A 19021-nucleotide genomic window follows, 5' to 3' on the forward strand; every position below is an offset into this window, starting at 1 on the left:
CGCTCACGCAGCGCGGTCCTTCCGGTCGAGCTCGACGGCGAGGTCGAGGGCGGCCCCGGCGAGGGCGGCGGTCGCCCCGGGGTCGCTCATGAGCAGCGGGCGGGGCAGCACGCGCAGCCCCGCGCGCACGGGGGGTTCGTCGCCCTCGGCGATCAGCCAGCCGTCGAGGAAGTCCTCGTAGAGGCCGGCGACGGCCGCCGCGGTCGTCGGCACGCCGATGGCGGCCAGGCACGCGTCGGCCATGCCGCGCACGGGGGCGCCGGCGATGACGGGGGAGACGCCGACGACGGGCGCGCGGGTGCCCGCGAGGGCCTCGCGCACGCCGGGGACCTGCAGGATCGTGCCGATGGAGACGACCGGGTTGCTCGGCGGCAGCAGGACGACGTCGGCGCCGGTGAGGGCCTCCAGCACGCCGGGGGCGGGGCGGGCGGCGGCGGCGCCGACGGCCTCGATGCACAGGGCCGGCACGGCGGCGTGCAGGCGCACCCACCACTCCTGGAAGTGCACCCGGCGGGTGCCGGTGGGGGCGTCGGGGTCGGCGAGGTCGACGTGGGTCTCGACCACGTCGTCGCTCATGGGCAGCAGCCGCACGCCGGGACGCCAGCGCTCGCACAGCCGGGCCGTCGCCTCCGAGAGCGTGCGGCCCTCGGCGAGCATCCGGGTGCGCACGAGGTGGGTGGCGATGTCCTTGTCGCCGAGGGTGAACCACGAGGGCTCCTCGCCGTAGGCGGCCAGCTCGGCGGCCACGCCGGAGGTCTCCTCGCCGCGGCCCCAGCCGCGGACCTCGTCGATGCCGCCACCCAGGGTGTACATGACGGAGTCGAGGTCGGGGCAGATGCGCAGGCCGTGCAGGGTGGTGTCGTCGGCGGTGTTGCTGACGACCGTGACCTGCGCCTCGCGCCGCCGCGGGTCGGCGCTGGAGCGCAGGTGGGCCAGCAGGCCGCGCAGGAAGCGGGCTCCGCCGACACCGCCGGCGAGGGCCGTGACCTGCAGGGGAGGGGTGTCGCTCACGGGCCCATCATCCCCCGCGCCCCGGCCCGTCACCCGGACGGGCGAACGCGGCACGTGGGGTCGGTGGTGCTGGTGTGACGGTTCGTGACGCACGGGGCGGGCGAGATACCACGCCGGGCTTGACTCTGGCGGACGACACGCGTGTAATTCCCCTAGTGGTAGTCACTCGGTGACTGGCACATCACCCGGAGTGACAGACCGAGGCTGTGGGGGCCACCGATGAACGAACGAGCCGTGGACCACCTGGACGAGACCGTGCAGGTCGTCGAGGTGGACGACACCGACGAGGGGACCGGGGCCGCCGCGGACGGGAGCCCGACGGCTCCCGGCGGGCGCCCCGAGCTGTTCCTGGTCCCGACGGGCGGCCACTCCGGCCTGACCCCGGAGGACCCGGGCTGGCAGGAGCTCGCGCTGTGCGCGCAGACCGACCCGGAGGCGTTCTTCCCCGAGAAGGGCGGCTCCACGCGGGAGGCCAAGCGCGTCTGCCAGTCCTGCGAGGTGCGCCAGGAGTGCCTGGAGTACGCCCTGTCCAACGACGAGCGGTTCGGCATCTGGGGCGGGCTCTCCGAGCGCGAGCGCCGTCGCCTCAAGCGCCAGGTCGTCTGACCCGCGGCCCCGAGCCGCACCACTGGTCGCACCCCTGACCGCACCGTCTGAGTCGGAGCGTCCGGGCCCGTTCCCCCGGGCCCGGTCGCGTCGGTTCAGTCGTCGTAGCGGGGGTCGACCTCCTCGGGGGGCAGGTCGAGCAGGTGCGCGACCTGCTCCACGACCACGTCGGCGACGAGGTCGTCGAGCTCCTCGCCCTCCGCGCGCGTCTCCAGCGGCCGCCGGTAGAGCACCACCCGCGCCGGCGCCGAGCCGTGGGCGGGGAAGAGCCTGCCCAGCGGAACGACGTCGTCCTCCCAGGGGGCGGGGTCGGAGGGCGGCACGTCCTCGACCGCGAACTCCACCCCCGACAGCTGCTCGGCCCAGCGGCGCTCCAGCAGCTCCACGGCGTCGAGCACGAGGTCGTCGAAGCGCTCGGCGCGGGTGCGCGCGGCCGGCAGCGAGGCGGGCAGCAGCGGGCCCCGCAGCCCGCGGCCGTGCCGGTCGCGGCGCCTGCGCGGGCGCACGGGGGCGCGACGTCGGAGGACCACCGCGGCAGCGTACCCACGCGCGCCCCCGTCCCGGCGCTCCCGCGCGCCCGCACCCCACCGGTCGGTGATCTTCCACGGTGCACCGTGGAAGATCACCGACCGGTGGGGTGCGGGCGGGCCGGCGACACGGACGGCGGGAGTCGGGCTCGTCCTGGGTGCTCGGCGGCGCCGAGCGGTAGCGTGCGGGGGTGAGCACCCGCACCCCTGGCACCAACGCCTCCCGCCCGGGAGCCGGCCGGTCCGCCGCGCCCAGCGCACGGCGCTGCTCGCGGACCGCGTGCCAGGAACCCGCGGTGGCGACCCTCACGTACGTCTACTCCGACTCCACCGCGGTCCTCGGCCCGCTGGCGACGTACGCGGAGCCCCACTGCTACGACCTGTGCGCCGACCACGCCGAGCGCCTCACCGCCCCCCGCGGCTGGGAGGTCGTGCGCCTGGCCCCCGACCTGCTCGAGGCGGCGCGCCACCACGACGACCTGCTGGCCGTCGCCGACGCCGTGCGCGACCGCCCCGGCGCGGGCCGGCGCGGCATCGACCCCGACGCCCCGGCCGTGCGCCGCGCGCACCTGCGGGTGCTGCGCGAGGACTCCAACGGCTGACGGCCGACGGCCGGCGGGTGGGTCGACCCGGACGGCGGCTCAAGCCGGCGCCCCGGTGTGCCGATGGATGGGCGTCGCCCGTCCCGTCGCACCGCCGGAGGACCCGTCCCGTGCCGAACACCCCCCGCGCCTCCCGCCGCTCCCGCACCGCGCGCACCGCTCCGCCGCTGGGCTCGCTGACCCAGGCCGCCCACCGCGAGACCGCCGCGTGCGGCTCCTGCGGCAGCGAGCGCGTCACCCAGCTGTCGATGTCGCTGACCGACGGCACGCCCGTGCGCTTCGTCTCCTGCCACGTCTGCGAGGAGCGCACCTGGACCTCCTCGAGCGGCGAGATGAGCGTCGTCGACGTCCTGGAGCGCACCCGCAAGCAGTGACCCGCGCCGCCGCCGCTCCCGCGCCGGGCGCTGCGCGGCCGTCGCGCACGTGCTGCGCGTCACCCGGCCGGGTGGCCGGAGCCGTGATCCGCGGCGGTCCGCGCTTGTAGTGTCGGTGGGGTGAGCGTCGACCTGTCGTCCGTCATCAAGGCCTACGACGTGCGCGGGATCGTGCCCGACCAGCTCGACGCCGGTGTCGTGCGCGCCGTCGGCGCCGCCTTCGCCGAGGTCGTCGTGCTCCCCGAGGCGCCCGCCGGCGGGCGCCCGCGCGCCGTCGTCGGCCACGACATGCGCCCGTCCTCGCCGGAGCTGACCGCCGCCTTCGCCGACGGCGTGGCCTCGCGCGGGGTGGACGTCACCGTGGTCGGGCTGTGCTCCACCGACGGCCTGTACTTCGCCAGCGGCTCCCTCGGGGTGCCCGGGGCGATGTTCACCGCCAGCCACAACCCCGCGCAGTACAACGGCATCAAGCTGTGCCGCGCCGGCGCCCGGCCCGTGGGGCAGGACACCGGCCTGGCCGACGTCCGCGAGCTCGCCCAGCGCTGGCTGGACGCCGGCGAGGTGCCCGCGGGCACCGGCGAGGTCGGCGCCGTCGACGAGCAGGACCTGCTGGCCGCCTACGCCGCGCACCTGCGCTCCCTGGTGGACCTGTCCGGCAACCGCCGCCTGAAGGTCGTCGTCGACGCCGGCAACGGCATGGGCGGCTTCACCGCCCCCGCCGTCCTGGGCGGGGCGGCCGGGCTGCCCGCGCTGCCGCTGGAGGTCGTCCCCCTCTACTTCGAGCTCGACGGCACCTTCCCCCACCACGAGGCCAACCCGCTGGACCCGAAGAACCTCGTGGACCTGCAGGAGGCCGTCCCGCGGCACGGCGCCGACCTCGGCCTGGCCTTCGACGGCGACGCCGACCGCTGCTTCGTCGTCGACGAGAACGGCGACCCGGTCAGCCCCAGCGCCGTGACCGCGATGGTCGCCCGCCGCGAGATCGCCAAGGAGCTGCGCGCGGGCCGCCAGCCCGTCGTCATCCACAACCTCATCACCTCCCGCGCCGTGCCGGAGATCATCGCGGCCGACGGCGGCACCCCGGTGCGCACCCGCGTGGGGCACTCCTTCATCAAGCAGCGGATGGCCGACGAGGGCGCCGTCTTCGGCGGCGAGCACTCCGCGCACTACTACTTCCGCGAGTTCTGGTCCGCCGACACCGGCATGCTCGCCGCGATGCACGTCCTGGCGGCCCTGGCCGAGCAGCAGCGCCCGCTCTCGCAGCTGGCCGCCGAGTACGAGAGGTACGTGGCCAGCGGCGAGATCAACTCCACCGTCGAGGACGCCGCCGCGACCACCGAGCGGGTCGTCGCCGCGGTCCGCGAGCGCGCCCGCGCCGAGGGCGAGGAGGTGGAGGTCGACCGCCTCGACGGGGTCACCGTGCTGCACCCCGCCTCGGCGGCGCAGCCGATGTGGTGGTTCAACCTGCGCGCCTCCAACACCGAGCCGCTGCTGCGGCTGAACGCGGAGGGCGCCGACGAGGCCACGATGGTCGCGGTCCGCGACCGGGTGCTGGCCCTGGTGCGGGGGGAGGGGCAGTGAGCCTCGACGGCTGGGTCCTGGAGCTGCTGCGCTGCCCGCTGACCGGCGAGGCCCTGGAGGGTCCCGTGGAGGTGGAGGGCGAGCAGTTCCTGCGCACGCCCTCCGGCGTGCGCTACCCCGTGGTCGACGGCGTCCCCGTCCTCCTCGTCGACGCGGCGGTGCGGCCGTGACCGCCCTCGACGAGACGCTGCTCGGCGACGGCGACGCGCTCGTCGCCGCCGACGAGCACGGGGTGCTGCGGGCGCTGGCCAGCGCGGGCGCGCAGGTGCGCGAGGCCGTCGGCCTGTCCGCGGAGGCCGGCACCGCCCGGCTGGCCGACGACGAGCGCCCCCGCGCGCTCGTCATCGCCGCGCTGGCCGGCTCCTCGGTCGTCGCCGACGTCGTCACCGCCCTCGCCGGCCGCGGCTGCCCGGTGCCGGTCGTGGTCCGCCGCGGCGGCCCGCTGCCCAGCTGGGTCGGCCCGCTGGACGCCGTCGTCGCCGTCTCGCTGTCCGGGCGCGCCCCCGGCCCGCTGGCGCTGGCCGTGGAGGCGGCGCGCCGCGGCGCGCGGGTGGTGACCGTGGCGGCCCCCGGCTCCCCGCTGGCCGACATCGGCTCCCGCAGCGGCAACGTCACCGTCCCCCCGGCGCGCGGGCTGCGCGCCGCCGGCGGCGACCCGCGCTCCTCGCGGGTGGCGGTGTGGTCGCTGGTGACGCCCGTGCTGCTGGCCTGCGACGCGCTGGGCCTGCTGGACAGCCCGCCGGAGGCGCTCGCGGCGGTCGCCGACCGCCTCGACGCCGAGGCCGACACCTGCAAGCCCTGGTCGGAGCCCTTCGTCAACCCCGCCAAGGCGCTGGCGCTGGAGCTCGACGGCGCCGTGCCCGTCGTCCTGGGCGACGGCGACCTCATGGCCGCCGCCGCGCGCCGCACCGCGGCGATGCTGGCCCGCACCGCGCGGGTGCCCGCCGTCAGCGGCGCGCTGCCCGACGACGCCAGCGAGGTGGTGGCCACCTTCGGCGGCCCGTTCGCCGCGCGCGCCGAGGACGTCTTCGCGGACCCGTTCCTCGACGCCCCCACCGGGCCGCGGCTGCAGCTCATCGTGCTGCGCGACGCGGTGAGCGCGGTGGCCGACGAGGAGCGCCGCCTCGCCGACGCGGTGGTGAGCACGGCCGCCGACGCCGGGGTGCGCGTCTCCGAGCTCGTCGCCGACACGGGCGCCCCGCTGGAGCGCCTGGCCCAGCTCATCGCGCGCACCGACTTCGCGGCCGCCTACCTGGCGCTGGCCTCCGGCGTGGACCCCGCGCGCTCGCCGCAGGTGGCCGACCTCAAGGACCGCATCGGCTGAGCCGCCGGGCGGGGCGCGGGGGGCCGGGCGCGGGAAGCCCGGCCGACCTGCCGGGCGTTACCCTGGGAGAGCTCCGGCGTCCGGTGATGCCGAGTGGCCCAGAGGGGCCGCGCCGGGAGAACGTCACAGACCGCCACGAGAGGACACCCATGTCTTTCGAGCACCGGGTCCGGGACCTTTCCCTGGCCGAGGCCGGGCGCCACGAGCTGCGCCTGGCCGAGCACGAGATGCCCGGCCTGATGGCCCTGCGCGCCGAGTTCGGCGACAGCCGGCCGCTGGCGGGCGCGCGCATCGCCGGTTCGCTGCACATGACCGTGCAGACCGCCGTCCTCATCGAGACCCTCGTCGCCCTCGGCGCGCAGGTCCGCTGGGCCAGCTGCAACATCTTCTCCACCCAGGACCAGGCCGCCGCGGCGGTCGTCGTCGGCTCCGGCACGCCCGAGCAGCCGGCCGGCGTCCCGGTCTTCGCCTGGAAGGGCGAGACCCTGCAGGAGTACTGGGAGCTCGCGGACCGCATCTTCGACTGGGGCACCGACGAGGAGGGCCACCGCATCGGCCCGAACATGATCCTCGACGACGGCGGCGACGCCACGATGCTCGTGCTGGAGGGCAAGCGCTTCGAGGCCGCCGGCGCCGTGCCGGAGGCGACGGAGGAGGACTCCGAGGAGTACCGCGTCGTCCTGGAGCTGCTGCGGGCCTCGCTGGCGCAGGACCCCCAGCGCTGGACCCGGATCGCCGCGGGCGTCCAGGGCGTCACCGAGGAGACGACGACGGGCGTGCTGCGCCTGGCGGACTACCACCGCAACGGCGTCCTGCCCTTCCCGGCGATCAACGTCAACGACTCGGTGACGAAGTCGAAGTTCGACAACAAGTACGGCACCCGCCACTCGCTCATCGACGGCATCAACCGCGGCACCGACGTCCTCATCGGCGGCAAGACGGCCGTCGTCTGCGGCTACGGCGACGTCGGCAAGGGTTGCGCGGAGTCGCTGCGCGGCCAGGGCGCGCGCGTCGTCGTCACCGAGGTCGACCCGATCAACGCGCTGCAGGCGGCGATGGACGGTTTCCAGGTGCTGCGCCTGGAGGACGTCGTCGAGAGCGCCGACATCGTCATCACGGCCACCGGCAACCGCGACGTCGTCATGGCCGCGGACATCGCGCGGATGAAGCACCAGGCGATCCTGGGCAACATCGGCCACTTCGACAACGAGATCGACATGGCCGGCCTGGCCCGGATCCCGGGCGTGGAGAAGGTCCAGATCAAGCCGCAGGTGCACGAGTGGCGCATCCCGGCCGCCGACGGCCGCCCCGCGCACAGCGTCATCGTGCTCTCCGAGGGCCGGCTGCTGAACCTGGGCAACGCGACGGGCCACCCCAGCTTCGTCATGTCGAACTCCTTCGCCAACCAGGTGCTCGCCCAGATCGAGGTGTTCACCAAGCCGGACTCCTACCCCGTCGGGGTCCACGTGCTGCCCAAGCACCTGGACGAGAAGGTGGCCCGGCTGCACCTGGACGCCCTCGGCGTGCGGCTGACCGAGCTCACCAAGACGCAGGCCGACTACCTGGGCGTCGACGTGGCGGGCCCGTACAAGCCGGACAGCTACCGCTACTGATCCGCTGATCGGCCCGGCGCCCGGCGCCCCCCGCGGGGGCGCCGGGCGCCGGTGCGTGGGGGAGGGACGACATGACGCTGGACGAGGCCGCCTCGTGGGCGACGGTCCTCGGCGGGGTCGCGGTGCTCGCCGCGTTCGCGCGCGGCTGCTTCCAGGTCGCCGAGCGCTACCACCGGCGCGAGGTGCAGCGCTGGCAGAAGACCGAGGCCGGGCTGGACTCCGGGCGCCTGGTCTGGTGGCGCTGGGTGCGGGCGCGCTGGCGGCTGCTGTGGGCCACCGGCAGGTTGCGCACGCGCCGCGAGGGGGCCGACTGAGCCCGGGCGGACCGCCCCGAGTCGCGGGCGGTCCGCCCAGGCCCCAGGATCGGCTGGTGGAAAACCCCTCTGCGGTGCGCAGCACCCCCTACCCGCTCGGCGTGAGCCTCCGCCGGGACGGGCTGAACGTGGCCGTCTACTCCGAGACCGCGGACGCGGTCGACGTCGCCGTCTTCGACGACGCCGGCCGGGAGACCCGCCACCGGCTCACCGAGCGCTCCGGGCACGTCTTCCACGGCACCGTCCCCGGCGGCGTGGGCACCCGCTACGGCCTGCGCGTGCACGGGGAGTGGGAACCCGCCGAGGGCCGCCGGCACAACAGCGCCAAGCTGCTGCTGGACCCGTACGCGCGCGCCGTCGAGGGCCAGTGGGGCTCCGGCGAGGAGACGTTCGGGCACCGCTTCGCCGACCCGCTGCAGCGCAACGACGACGACTCGGCGCCGTCCGTGCCGCGCGGGGTCGTCGTCGAGGAGTCCTTCGACTGGGGCGATGACCGGGCCCCGCGCACGCCGCTGGAGGACAGCGTCGTCTACGAGGTCCACGTCAAGGGCTTCACCAAGACGCACCCGGACGTGCCCGAGGAGATCCGCGGCACCTACGCCGGGCTGGCGCACCCCGCCGCCGTCGAGCACCTGACCGCCCTGGGCGTCACCGCCGTCGAGCTGCTGCCGGTGCACCAGTTCGTGCAGGACTCGCACCTGTCCGAGAAGGGGCTGCGCAACTACTGGGGCTACAACTCGATCGGGTTCTTCGCCCCGCACAACGAGTACAGCGCCTCCGGCGACGGCGGCACGCAGGTCGCCGAGTTCAAGGAGATGGTCAAGGCCCTGCACGCGGCGGGGCTGGAGGTCATCCTCGACGTCGTCTACAACCACACCGCCGAGGGCAACCACATGGGCCCGACGCTGTCGCTGAAGGGCATCGACAACGGCTCCTACTACCGCGTGGTGGACGAGGAGCCGGAGAACTACTTCGACACCACCGGCACCGGCAACAGCCTCAACGTCTCGCACCCGGCCGCGCTGCAGCTGATCCTGGACTCGCTGCGGTACTGGGTGACCGAGATGCACGTCGACGGCTTCCGCTTCGACCTGGCCACCACGCTGACCCGCCAGTGGGGCGACGCCCACGTGCACAGCGCCTTCCTGGACATCATCCACCAGGACCCCGTGCTGGCCCCGGTCAAGCTCATCGCCGAGCCGTGGGACACCCAGGGCTACCAGGTCGGCGGTTTCCCGGCCCGCTGGTCGGAGTGGAACGGCAGGTACCGCGACGACGTGCGCGACTTCTGGCGCGGGCAGGGCACGCTGGGCGCGCTGACCCAGCGCCTCACCGGCAGCCCGGACGTCTACGAGGCCGACCGCCGCTCCCCGCTGTGCAGCGTCAACTTCATCACCGCCCACGACGGGTTCACCCTGGCCGACCTCACCGCCTACGACGAGAAGCACAACGAGGCCAACGGCGAGGGCAACAACGACGGCGAGAGCGACAACCGCTCCTGGAACTGCGGCGCCGAGGGCCCCACCGACGACGAGGGCGTGCTCGCGCTGCGTGCGCGCCAGCAGCGCAACCTGCTCACCACGCTGCTGCTGAGCCAGGGCGTGCCGATGATCCTCGGCGGCGACGAGCTGGGGCGCAGCCAGGGCGGCAACAACAACGCCTACTGCCAGGACGACGAGATCTCCTGGTTCGACTGGGCCGCGGTCGACACCGCTCTGCTGGAGTACACCCGCGACCTGCTGCGGCTGCGGCGCGAGACGCCGGCGCTGCGCGGGCGGTGGTACCGCGGCGACGGCCAGGACGGCAGCGAGGACATGGTCCTGTCGCTGCGCGCCGACGGGCAGCCGATGACCGAGGAGGACTGGGCCGACCCGGTCGCCAAGGCGTACGCGCTGCAGTTCGGCGCCACCGGTTCCACCGCGGTGCTGCTGCTCGTCAACGCGGCCGACACGCCCGTCGAGTTCGGCGTGCCCGCGGCCCCGCGCAGCCCGTGGCGGCTGGCGATGTCCTCCGACCCCGACCAGGAGGTCGGGCGCGACGTGGAGACGCTGCTCGTGGGCCCGCACTCGACGACGGTGCTGCGCTCGGCCTGAGCCCCGGCCCGAGCCGGGCACCGACGAGACCGGCCCCCGCAGCGGACGCTGCGGGGGCCGGTGCCTCGCGTGGGGCACGGCTCGGGCCGTGCGCGTCCGCGGCGGGCGGGTGTCAGGCGAACTCGCCGACCGCCCCGAGGACGGCGTCGGCGACGGCCTGCGGCGCCAGTTCCGGCACCCAGTGGCCGATGCCGAGGGCCTGCCGGCGGAAGGTGCTGCCGCGCACGTGCGCGGACGTGCCGAGCACGGCCGCGGGCGCGTAGAACGGGTCCTGGCGCCCGTGCAGGTAGGTGACGGGCACGTCGACGGGGCCGACGCGACCGGCGTGCGGCAGCGCCCGGTACCAGTCCAGCGCCGCGCTCAGCCGTCCCGGCTCGCCCATCCGGTGCGCGTAGCCGCGGGCCAGCTCGGCGGGCAGCCCGCTGCGCTCCAGGCTCGCCGACAGCAGGCGGCCGTGCCCGGCCAGCAGCAGCCGCTCGGGCAGCAGCGGCAGCTGGAAGGCGGCGACGTAGGTGGAGCGCACCGCCTGCGTCGAGGTGAGCACCGCGGACTGGAAGGCGGCCGGGTGCGGCTGCGACAGGGCGGTGAGCGCGCTGACGCGCTCGGGGAACCAGGCCGCCAGGGCCCAGGCGACCACCCCGCCCCAGTCGTGGCCCACGACGTGCGCCCGCGGTGCCCCCGCCGCGTCGAGCAGGGCCACCGCGTCGGCGACGAGTTCGCGCAGGGCGTAGTCGCGCCGCTGCCGGGGGCGGGCGCCGGGGGAGTAGCCGCGCTGGTCGGGCACGAGCACCCGCAGCCCCCGCGCGGTCAGCAGCGGGAGCACCCCCGCGTAGGCCGCGGAGTCCTGCGGGAAGCCGTGCAGGCACAGCACGACCTCGCCGTCGGCGGGACCGGCGTCGACGACGTCGAAGCGCAGCCCGCCGCGGGCGAAGGCGTCCACCGGCGCCGCCGCGTCAGCGCCCGAGCGTGGGCAGCGAGGGCAGCAGGCCCTTGACGACCTCGGAGGCCTTCTGCTGCTCGCCCTGCTGAGCGCCCAGCACCAGCAGCGTGCCGGTGAGGACGGGGATGGCCCACTGCAGCAGCTTCAGCTGCTTCATGGCCTTGGCCTGCTCGGCGGGGGTCTCCGGGCTCGGGTCCACGCCGGAGTTGGCGGGCGCCTTGGAGTCCTTGCCCAGGCGCGCGCCCTGCGTGCCCGAGTACGCCGTGACGCCCATGGCCGCCAGCGTCAGCGCGCCCTTGACGAGCGTGTTGCCGCGGGTGCCGGACTGCCCGACGACGCGGCCCTTGTTGCCGGCGATGAGCGCGATGCCGCCGACGGCGTGCACGGCGATCGCGGCGGCGTTGACCGGGGCCCACTTGGCCCAGCCGACCGTCGCGACGTGCGTGCGGTCGGAGGGGTCGGAGACGGCGGCGGAGGCGCCGTTGAGGCCGACGGCGCCGAACAGCGAGCCGCCGAACCAGGCGGCCAGGCCCAGGTCGTGCATGGAGCGGATGACGGTCTGACGTTCTGCCACGGCGGGGTTCTCCTCGTGATCGTTCCGATCGGTGTCCCGGAGTCCTACCCGCTCCGCGCGCCCCCAACCGTCGCCCTCCCGGACGTGGCCGGGGTCACGGCCGGGTGGTGGCGGGGCTCGCGCCGGGAGGGCGGCCGGGGGCGTCAGCCCCGCCCGATCGAGCGCTGCAGCTCGGCGGTGCGCGCCTGGCGGCGCTCCAGGCGCACGAGCTCGCGGTCGCGCCGCTCGGCGAGGACGGCGGTGAGGAAGCGCTCGGGGTCGGTGCCCGCCGGCGGCGGCGGGGACACCCGCGCGGACAGGGCGTCGGCCAGCGAGAGGCCGAGCGCGGTGCGCGAGGCGGGGTTGAGCGAGGAGCGCCGGGCCAGGAACTGGCGGGCCGCCACGACGCTCGCGTCCGGCAGCCGGCCGATGTCGGCGGTGCGCGCCCAGCCCGCCAGCTCCGGCGGCATCGGCGGCAGCGGCACGTGCCGGGCGGCGGTGCGCTCGCGCACCACGTAGGTGCCGGCCAGCAGGTCCCCGAACCGCTTGCCGCGGGCGGTGACCAGCGCGCAGAGGATGGCCGGGCTGCCGAAGGTCCCCCACAGCTCGAAGAGGCCGGCCAGGCCGCGGGCCAGGGAGTGCCGGAAGCGCACCGGCCCGCCGTCGTCGCGCACCACCCGCACGCCCAGGACGAGCTTGCCGACCGTGCGCCCGCGGGTGGCGGTCTCCACCGCCACCGGGATGCCGACCAGGCACAGGACCGTGATCGCCGACAGGACGGCCGTGCTGGCGGCCTCGTCGGTCTGCGACAGCAGCGCCGAGGCGCCCCACAGCGCCGCCGCCAGCACGAGGCCGACGAGGAGCGCGTCGAGGACCGCGGCGAGCATGCGCGAGGCGAAGGAGGCCGCCCGCAGGCCGAGGACGACGGCCTCGCCGGTGACGACGTCGCCGACCGGCTCGCCCGCAGGAACGCTCACCCGCCCACGGTACCGACGACGGCGGTCCGCGGGCCCCTACCCTGAGGCGGTGGACGTCGACGCCTTCCGGACCGTGCACGAGCAGGAGTGGGCGCGGCTGCGGGCCCTGGTGTCCACGCGGCACCTGTCCGGCGCGCAGGCGGACGAGCTCGTCGTCCTCTACCAGCGCACCGCCACGCACCTGTCCTCGCTGCGCTCGGCGCAGTCGGAGCCGGTGCTGCTCGACGAGCTGTCGACGCTGCTGGTGCGCGCCCGCTCCCGGCTCACCGGCTCCCGCTACACCGCCTGGCGCCAGGTGCGGCACTTCGCGGTGCGGGGGCTGCCGGCCGCGCTGTGGCGGGTGCGGTGGTGGGCGCTGGGCGCGGCCGCCGCGAGCACCCTGCTGGCCGTCGCCGCGGGCGTGTGGGTGGCCGGCCACCCGGCCGCCCAGGCCAGCCTCTTCGGCTCCGACGAGGAGGTCCGCCGGCTCGTGGAGTCCGAGTTCGCGGGCTACTACACCGAGTACGGCAACGCCTCGTTCGCCGGGCGGGTGTGGACCAACAACGCCCTCGTGGCGGCCACCTGCATCGTGCTGGGCATCACCGGCGTCTTCGTCGTCTACGCCCTGGCCCAGAACGCGCTCAACGTCGGCCTGCTGGGCGGGCTGCTCATCGAGAACGGGCGCGGGGAGCAGTTCTTCGGCCTGATCCTGCCGCACGGGCTGCTGGAGCTGACGGCCGTCTTCGTCGCCGCCGGCGCCGGGCTGAAGCTGTTCTGGTCGTGGGTGGCGCCCGGTGCGCGCACCCGCGCCCAGGCGCTGGCCACCGAGGGGCGCGCGATGGTCGGCGTCGCCCTCGGGCTGGTGTTCGTGCTCTTCGTCTCCGGCCTGGTCGAGGGCTTCGTGACGCCCTCGCCGCTGCCCACGTGGGCGCGCATCGGCATCGGCGCCCTGGCCCTGCTCGCCTTCCTGGCCTACGCGGTGCTGCTGGGCCGCCCCGCGGCGAGGGCGGGCGAGACCGGCGACCTGGAGGCCCGCTACGCGGGGGACGGCGTGCCCGTCAGCGCCTGAGGGCGCCCGGGCCGCAGGTGCGGCGTCCGGTGGCCAGCCCCCCGGCCACCGGACGCGACACCGCGTTCCCCCCTGCGCGTCCGGCCGCGCTCGGCAGCCCCCCGGCTCGAGCGCGTCCCCCCGGACGCAACCACCACATCGCGGGCACCCCCGCGGGCGTTACACGTCCTGCGCGGGGACTTCCCGCGAGCGCCCGGGGGCGGTGCTCTCGCGCACCACGAGCCGGTGCGGGACGACGATCCGCTGGGCGGGGGCGCTGCTGCGCCGCTCGACCCGGTCGGCCAGGCACTGCAGGGCGCGCTCGGCGATCTGCTCCTTGTCCGGTGCCACGGTGGTCAGCGAGGGCGTGGCGTACCGGCCGTCCTCGATGTCGTCGAAGCCGGCGACCGCCAGGTCCGCGGGCACCCGCAGCCCCCGCTCGTAGGCGGCGCGCTGCGCGCCCAGGGCCAGCTGGTCGCTGAAGCAGAACACCGCGTCGGGGGCCGCCGGGCCGTCGAGCAGGGCGCCCACCGCCCGCGCCCCCTCGGCGCGGTGCAGCGTCGTCGTGGTCACCTCCAGGGCCGGGTCGGCCGGCAGGCCCGCCTCCGCCAGCGCCCGGCGGTGGCCCAGCAGCCGCTGGGCCGCGGTGCCGTTGGCCAGGTGCGGCTGCACGCCGACGGCCGCGATGCGGGTGCGGCCGGTGGCCAGCAGGTGCGAGGTCACCGCGTGCGCGGCCGCGACGTTGTCCACCGTGACGTGGTCGGCGGCGCCGGCCGCCTCGCGCTCGCCGAGGACCACGAGCGGGCGGTCGCCGGCGTGGCGGGTCAGCTCCTCGGGCGGCAGCGCCCACGGGCTGACGACGAGGCCGTCGAGGACGCGGCCGCCGCTGCCGGACAGCAGCCGGCGCTCGCCCTCGGCGCTGCCGCCGGTCTGGTCGATGAGGACGGTCCACGAGCGGGTGGCCGCGGCCCGCACGAGGAGGCCGGCCAGCTCGGCGAAGTAGGGGGAGTCCAGCTCGGGCACCAGCAGGCCGACGACGCCCGTGCGGCCCCCGCGCAGGTGGCGGGCGGCCAGGTTGGGGCGGTACTGCACCTCGTCGAGGACCTGCTGCACGCGCGCGCGGGTGGCGGGCGCGACGGGGCCGGCGCCGCTGACCACGTTGGAGACCGTCCGCACGGACACGCCCGCCCGCGCCGCGACCTCCCGCAGGTTCGCCACCGCGCCGCTCCTCCCGTCCGTGCCGTCCGTGCCACCCGTGCCGCCCGCCGCGGTGATCGTCCCACGGGAGGAACGGGCGACCGGGTCGGCCCCGGGGGTTGCCACGTCGCATGCCACGTTGCACGATGGAGGTCCACGAGCACTCGACGAGGAGGCACCGGCGATGACGGCGAGCACCGGCACCAGCGGCGGCACGAGCACGAGCAGCGGCACCAGCACGAGCGAGCCGGACGTGCGCGAGCTGGTCGAGACCCTCTACCGGGACGGGATCGTGGCCCGCAGGGGCGCGTTCACCCCCGAGTGGGCCGACCGGGTGCGCGAGGACGTCGAGGCCGCCTTCGAGGAGGCGCGCTCGCGCCCCGACGGCGCGGTGGGCCGCGGCCCGAACCGCTACTACGTGGAGATCCACCCCGAGCAGCTGCGCGGGTTCGTCGACCTCGTCGACCACCCGTGGGTGCGCGAGCTGTGCACCGCGGTGCTGGGGGAGGACTACGAGATCGTCGAGCTCGGCTTCGACATCCCCTTCGCCGGCGCGGTCAACCAGCCCTGGCACCGCGACTTCCCCGCCCCGCGCGAGACCCGCGAGGAGCGGCGCCTGACCTCCCTGGCCTTCAACCTCACCGCGGTGGACACCGAGGAGGACATGGGGCCCTTCGAGATCGCCCCGGGCACCCAGTTCGACGACGGCACCGGCTTCGACCACGAGATGTTCCCGCCCAAGTCGCTGTACCCGCGCTTCGAGGAGCGCGCCGTGCGCAAGCACCCCCGCCGCGGCGACGTCTCCGCCCGCTCCGCGCTGACCATCCACCGCGGCACGAGGAACTTCTCCGACAAGCCCCGCCCGGTCCTCGTCCTCGGCGTCGACGCCCCCGGCGCCGGCAACGCCGAGCACCACGACATGGCCGTGACGCGGGGGTACTGGAACTCCCTGCCCGAGCGGGTCAAGGCCCACCTGAAGTGCCCCGTCGTCGACGAGCTGACGCCCATCGCGCAGAAGCACACCATCGAGGGCCTGGTGATGGGGGAGGCCTGAGCCGCCGGGGCGCGGCGCCGGCGTCGACCCGCGCCCGGACGCGGCTCAGGCGCCGGCGCTGCCCAGCAGGCTGCGGGTCAGCGCCTCCGCGTCCGAGAGCAGCTCGTCCAGGGCCGCGCGCACGTCGTCGTCGCCCACCTCGTGCCCGGCCTCGGCGGCCACCAGGACGGCCCGGCGCAGCAGCTCCTTGGCGAAGCTGGCCGTGACGCCCGCCGTGCGGGCGGCCGCCTCGTCGAGGACGGCGCCGGAGACGGGCAGCCCGCGCGCGTACAGCCGGAACAGCGCCCGCCGCGCCGGCTCGTCCGGCAGCGGCACCTCCACGGCCAGGTCCACCCGGCCCGGGCGCTGCGCCAGCGCCCGCTCCAGCAGGTCCACCCGGTTGGTCGTCAGCAGGAACGCCACGTCCGCGTCGCCGTCCAGGCCGTCCATCGCGTCCAGCAGCTGGAACAGCAGCGGCCGCTCCCCGGGGTGCACCCCGCGCTCCTCGGCCACGAGGTCGCAGTCCTCCAGCACGACGATCGCCGGCTGCATGGCCCGCGCCAGGTGCGCGGCCACCGTCACCAGCCCCAGCGCCTGCCCGGACAGCAGGACGACCGTGCAGCCCTCGGCGCGGGCGACGAGGTGGCGCACGGTGAGCGTCTTGCCGGTGCCGGGCGGGCCGTACAGCAGCACCCCGCGCTTGAGGTGCTGCCCCGCACCGGCCAGCCGCCCGGCGTGCGCGCCGACGCCGACGACGTGCCGGGCGATGCGCTCCAGGGCGCCCTCGGGCAGCACGACGTCCTCGGCCGCCACCGCGGGCCGGCGCAGGAAGGTGATGCCGGAGTTGCTGTGGTGCTCGAAGGGCGAGCCGGAGAACGAGAGCACCTGCCCGCGCAGCACGCTGCGCTCGACCATGAGCCGGCGCACCTCGGCGATGAATGCGGCCACGACCTCCTCCTGCGCGCCCGCGACCTCGGCGCCGGAGGGGTAGGAGCTGTGCGGGTTCGCCCGGCGCTGCAGCACGGCCAGCGGGTGGCCCTGCCAGCGCAGCAGGCGCACCCCGAAGCCGACGGCCCGGCGGGTGCTGTCCGGACCGGTCGGCAGGTTCACCCGGTCGACGGCGCCGAGCCCGAAGCGCGCGAACTGCCCGGCCAGCAGGTCGGAGAAGCCGTGGTGGCCGCGCTGCTCGCCGCCGCCGACGCCGACGACCTCCTCCCCGCCGCCGGCCTCGCCGAGCAGCGCCAGCGCGGTGTCGAGGTCCACGAACTGGTGCTCGGGGACCTCCTCGCGCACGACGGGGACCTGCGCGGCCGGCACGCCCAGGTGCGCGCCGACCACGTCGGCGACCTGCGGGCCGTCCGCACCCGCGTCCGCCGCGGCCGAGTGCACGACGTCCTCGAGGAAGCGGCGCACGGACAGGGCGAGCTGACGGGTCTCGGGGTCCATCCCGCGATCATGTCGAGGGCGGGGAGCGCCGCGCCAGGGGTCGTGCGCCCTCCTCGGGGCCCTCCTCGGCGGCGGCCGGGGCGCCGGGGCGCGACCACGTCCCCCACAGCCGCGCGTAGCGGCCGCCGAGGGCGAGCAGCTCGGCGTGCGTGCCGAGCTCGACGATCCGCCCCCCGGCCACCACCGCGATCCGGTCGCAGGCCGCGGCCTGGCTGAGCCGGTGCGCCACCACGAGGGCGGTGCGCCCGCGGACCACGGCCCCCGCGGCCTGCTCCAGCTCGCGGGCCCCGGCGCTGCCGGCCTCGGCGGTGGCCTCGTCGAGGACGACGACGGGCGGGTCGCGCAGCACGAGGCGGGCCAGCGCCAGCTGCTGCGCGCGGGCCGGGGACAGCGGCAGCTCGCCGGGCCCGACGCGGGTGCCGAGCCCGTCGGGCAGGGCGCTGACCCAGTCGTCGCCGCCGACGACGCGCAGGGCGTGGTGCACCTGCTCGTCGCTCGCGCCGGGCCGGGCGAGGGTGAGGTCCTCGCGCAGGGTCCCGGTGAACACGTGCGACTCCTGGGCGATGACCCCGATCCGCTCGCGCACGGCCTCGGCGTCCAGGGCCGCCAGCGGCACGGCGCCGCCCGGGCCGGTCAGCTCCACGCTGCCGGCGCTCGGGGGGAAGACCCCGCCCACGATCGCGGCCAGCGTCGTCTTGCCGGCCCCGCTCTCCCCGACGACGGCCAGCGAGGTGCCCGCCGGCACCTCGACGTCGATCCCGCGCAGCACCGGCGGGGCGTCGGGGCCGTCGCCGTAGGAGTGCCGCACGCCGCGCACGAGCACCCCGACGCCCGTGCGCGGGGCGGCGGCCAGCGCGACCGGGTCGGCGGGCGGCGGCGCGGGCAGGTCCACGACCCCGACGAGCCGGTTCAGCGCCGCCGCGGCCCGGGAGACCTCGTCGAAGGAGAGCAGCAGCACGCCCAGCGGCCCGAAGAGGCGGTGGAAGAGCAGGGCGGCCGCCGTGACGGCCCCGACGGTGACGGCGTCGGCGCGCACCAGCTGGAAGCCGGTGAGCAGCAGCGCCGACAGGCCGAGCGCCTCGGCGCCGTTCATCGACATCGAGAAGCGCGCGAACGTGCCCAGCGCGGCCCGCGAGGCGCCGACGGTGCGGGCCGAGGCGATCCGCACGCGCTCGCCCTGCAGGTCGGCCATGCCGTAGGCGTGGACGGTGGAGGCACCGTGCAGCGACTGCAGGAGGACCTGGGAGCGCTGCGCGGCCACGGCGCGCTCGCGCGCGTACAGCGGGCCCGCCTTCGGCAGGTACCAGCGCAGGCTCGCGGCGTGCACGGGGAAGACGACGCAGAACGCCAGCGCCAGGCGCCAGTCCAGCGACAGGAAGCCGACCGCGGACAGCACGACCGTGACCAGCGAGGTCAGCACGTTGGCGGCCAGCTGCACCGAGCTGGTGAACAGCTCGACGTCCTCGGTGACCCGGGAGGCCACGTCACCGGAGCCGGCCCGCTCCAGCAGGCGCGGGTCCATCCGCAGCGAGCGGTCGACGACGCGCTCGCGCAGGTCCGCGGCCACGCTGGCCCCCAGCCGCTCGGCGTCCCGGCGGGCCAGGGCCGTGGTGAGCGCGGTGAGCACCGCGACCACCGAGAGCTGCACGAGCAGCGGCGCCAGCGGCTGACCGGCCCGCACCACGTCGACGGCCCGCCCCAGCAGCAGCGGCAGCGCGACCGTCCCGGCGCTGGAGGCGGTGGTCGTGGCGAGGGCGAGCGCCAGCTCGCCCGGGTGGGCCGCGGCCGTGCGCCACCAGCAGG

General features: G+C 76.2%; 19 protein-coding genes. 11 read left to right on the forward strand and 8 right to left on the reverse strand.

Features of this window, described 5'->3' with window-relative positions:
* Positions 1–3: 3 nt before the first annotated feature.
* The gene (gene cofD, locus GTQ99_RS07660; RefSeq protein WP_166615167.1) at positions 4–993 is read right to left on the reverse strand and encodes a 2-phospho-L-lactate transferase; all 990 of its coding nucleotides are present in this window, start codon (positions 991–993) and stop codon (positions 4–6) included.
* Positions 994–1230: 237 nt separating this feature from the next.
* Between cofD and GTQ99_RS07665 the strand changes: the two genes are divergently transcribed.
* Entirely contained in the window at positions 1231–1617 is a 387-nt protein-coding gene (locus tag GTQ99_RS07665; protein ID WP_205706994.1) for a WhiB family transcriptional regulator, read from the forward strand.
* 95 nt (positions 1618–1712) lie between these two features.
* Here GTQ99_RS07665 and GTQ99_RS26710 read toward each other — a convergent pair whose 3' ends face one another.
* Positions 1713–2147 carry a metallopeptidase family protein gene (locus GTQ99_RS26710; RefSeq protein WP_166615152.1) on the reverse strand — a complete coding sequence of 145 codons (435 nt, stop codon included), beginning with the start codon at positions 2145–2147 and terminating at the stop codon, positions 1713–1715.
* A 188-nt stretch (positions 2148–2335) separates the two neighbouring features.
* On the opposite strand from GTQ99_RS26710, the gene GTQ99_RS07675 reads away from it, so the two are divergent.
* The 8 genes from GTQ99_RS07675 to glgX all read left to right on the forward strand — a co-directional run bounded on the left by GTQ99_RS07675 (position 2336) and on the right by glgX (position 10045).
* On the forward strand, positions 2336–2746 hold the full coding sequence (locus tag GTQ99_RS07675) for a DUF3499 family protein (RefSeq protein WP_166615153.1): 411 nt from the start codon (positions 2336–2338) through the stop codon (positions 2744–2746).
* A 110-nt stretch (positions 2747–2856) separates the two neighbouring features.
* Positions 2857–3120, forward strand: a complete 264-nt coding sequence (locus GTQ99_RS07680) for a hypothetical protein (RefSeq protein WP_166615154.1) — start codon at positions 2857–2859, stop codon at positions 3118–3120.
* Positions 3121–3240: 120 nt separating this feature from the next.
* A complete protein-coding gene (locus GTQ99_RS07685) occupies positions 3241–4701 on the forward strand; it encodes a phosphomannomutase/phosphoglucomutase (protein ID WP_166615155.1) in 1461 nt (486 codons plus the stop codon).
* Positions 4698–4871: a Trm112 family protein gene (locus tag GTQ99_RS07690; RefSeq protein WP_166615156.1), complete on the forward strand. Its 174-nt coding sequence runs from the start codon at positions 4698–4700 to the stop codon at positions 4869–4871. Before GTQ99_RS07685 ends, GTQ99_RS07690 begins: the two co-directional genes overlap by 4 nt.
* The gene (locus tag GTQ99_RS07695; protein WP_166615157.1) at positions 4868–6025 is read left to right on the forward strand and encodes an SIS domain-containing protein; all 1158 of its coding nucleotides are present in this window, start codon (positions 4868–4870) and stop codon (positions 6023–6025) included. Before GTQ99_RS07690 ends, GTQ99_RS07695 begins: the two co-directional genes overlap by 4 nt.
* A gap of 149 nt (positions 6026–6174) precedes the next feature.
* The gene (gene ahcY / locus GTQ99_RS07700; RefSeq protein ID WP_166615158.1) at positions 6175–7638 is read left to right on the forward strand and encodes an adenosylhomocysteinase; all 1464 of its coding nucleotides are present in this window, start codon (positions 6175–6177) and stop codon (positions 7636–7638) included.
* A gap of 71 nt (positions 7639–7709) precedes the next feature.
* A complete protein-coding gene (locus tag GTQ99_RS07705) occupies positions 7710–7952 on the forward strand; it encodes a hypothetical protein (RefSeq protein ID WP_166615159.1) in 243 nt (80 codons plus the stop codon).
* A gap of 56 nt (positions 7953–8008) precedes the next feature.
* Entirely contained in the window at positions 8009–10045 is a 2037-nt protein-coding gene (gene glgX, locus GTQ99_RS07710; protein WP_338074793.1) for a glycogen debranching protein GlgX, read from the forward strand.
* A gap of 112 nt (positions 10046–10157) precedes the next feature.
* On the opposite strand, the gene GTQ99_RS07715 is transcribed toward glgX, so the two are convergent.
* The 3 genes from GTQ99_RS07715 to GTQ99_RS07725 form a co-directional block, all read right to left on the reverse strand.
* Complete coding sequence (locus GTQ99_RS07715) at positions 10158–10985, reverse strand: alpha/beta fold hydrolase (protein WP_166615160.1); 828 nt, start codon at positions 10983–10985, stop codon at positions 10158–10160.
* Positions 10986–10998: 13 nt separating this feature from the next.
* Positions 10999–11559 (reverse strand): hypothetical protein, encoded by a 561-nt coding sequence (locus tag GTQ99_RS07720; RefSeq protein ID WP_166615161.1) that lies wholly within the window; start codon positions 11557–11559, stop codon positions 10999–11001.
* Positions 11560–11702: 143 nt separating this feature from the next.
* Positions 11703–12515: an RDD family protein gene (locus tag GTQ99_RS07725; RefSeq protein WP_205706995.1), complete on the reverse strand. Its 813-nt coding sequence runs from the start codon at positions 12513–12515 to the stop codon at positions 11703–11705.
* 49 nt (positions 12516–12564) lie between these two features.
* Between GTQ99_RS07725 and GTQ99_RS07730 the strand changes: the two genes are divergently transcribed.
* Positions 12565–13563 (forward strand): stage II sporulation protein M, encoded by a 999-nt coding sequence (locus GTQ99_RS07730; protein WP_166615162.1) that lies wholly within the window; start codon positions 12565–12567, stop codon positions 13561–13563.
* Positions 13564–13722: 159 nt separating this feature from the next.
* On the opposite strand, the gene GTQ99_RS07735 is transcribed toward GTQ99_RS07730, so the two are convergent.
* Positions 13723–14760 (reverse strand): substrate-binding domain-containing protein, encoded by a 1038-nt coding sequence (locus tag GTQ99_RS07735; RefSeq protein WP_166615163.1) that lies wholly within the window; start codon positions 14758–14760, stop codon positions 13723–13725.
* A 163-nt stretch (positions 14761–14923) separates the two neighbouring features.
* Between GTQ99_RS07735 and GTQ99_RS07740 the strand changes: the two genes are divergently transcribed.
* Complete coding sequence (locus GTQ99_RS07740) at positions 14924–15793, forward strand: phytanoyl-CoA dioxygenase family protein (RefSeq protein WP_166615164.1); 870 nt, start codon at positions 14924–14926, stop codon at positions 15791–15793.
* 45 nt (positions 15794–15838) lie between these two features.
* Here the strand turns inward: GTQ99_RS07740 and GTQ99_RS07745 are convergent, their stop codons facing one another.
* Both GTQ99_RS07745 and GTQ99_RS07750 read right to left on the reverse strand, forming a co-directional pair.
* On the reverse strand, positions 15839–17218 hold the full coding sequence (locus GTQ99_RS07745; RefSeq protein WP_166615165.1) for an AAA family ATPase: 1380 nt from the start codon (positions 17216–17218) through the stop codon (positions 15839–15841).
* Between the two features lie 7 nt (positions 17219–17225).
* Positions 17226–19021: ABC transporter ATP-binding protein (locus GTQ99_RS07750; RefSeq protein ID WP_166615166.1), on the reverse strand; the 1796-nt coding region annotated here is incomplete at its 5' end.

Origin of the sequence: Kineococcus vitellinus, assembly GCF_009906315.1 — a bacterium.
GTDB classification, from domain to species: Bacteria; Actinomycetota; Actinomycetes; order Actinomycetales; family Kineococcaceae; genus Kineococcus; species Kineococcus vitellinus.

Coding starts and splice junctions, on each gene's coding strand:
- GTQ99_RS07745 (WP_166615165.1), bottom strand. CDS start 17,218: ATGGACCCCGAGACCCGTCAGCTCGCCCTGTCCGTGCGCCGCTTCCTC.
- GTQ99_RS07705 (WP_166615159.1), top strand. CDS start 7,710: ATGACGCTGGACGAGGCCGCCTCGTGGGCGACGGTCCTCGGCGGGGTC.
- ahcY (WP_166615158.1), top strand. CDS start 6,175: ATGTCTTTCGAGCACCGGGTCCGGGACCTTTCCCTGGCCGAGGCCGGG.
- GTQ99_RS07740 (WP_166615164.1), top strand. CDS start 14,924: ATGACGGCGAGCACCGGCACCAGCGGCGGCACGAGCACGAGCAGCGGC.
- GTQ99_RS07665 (WP_205706994.1), top strand. CDS start 1,231: ATGAACGAACGAGCCGTGGACCACCTGGACGAGACCGTGCAGGTCGTC.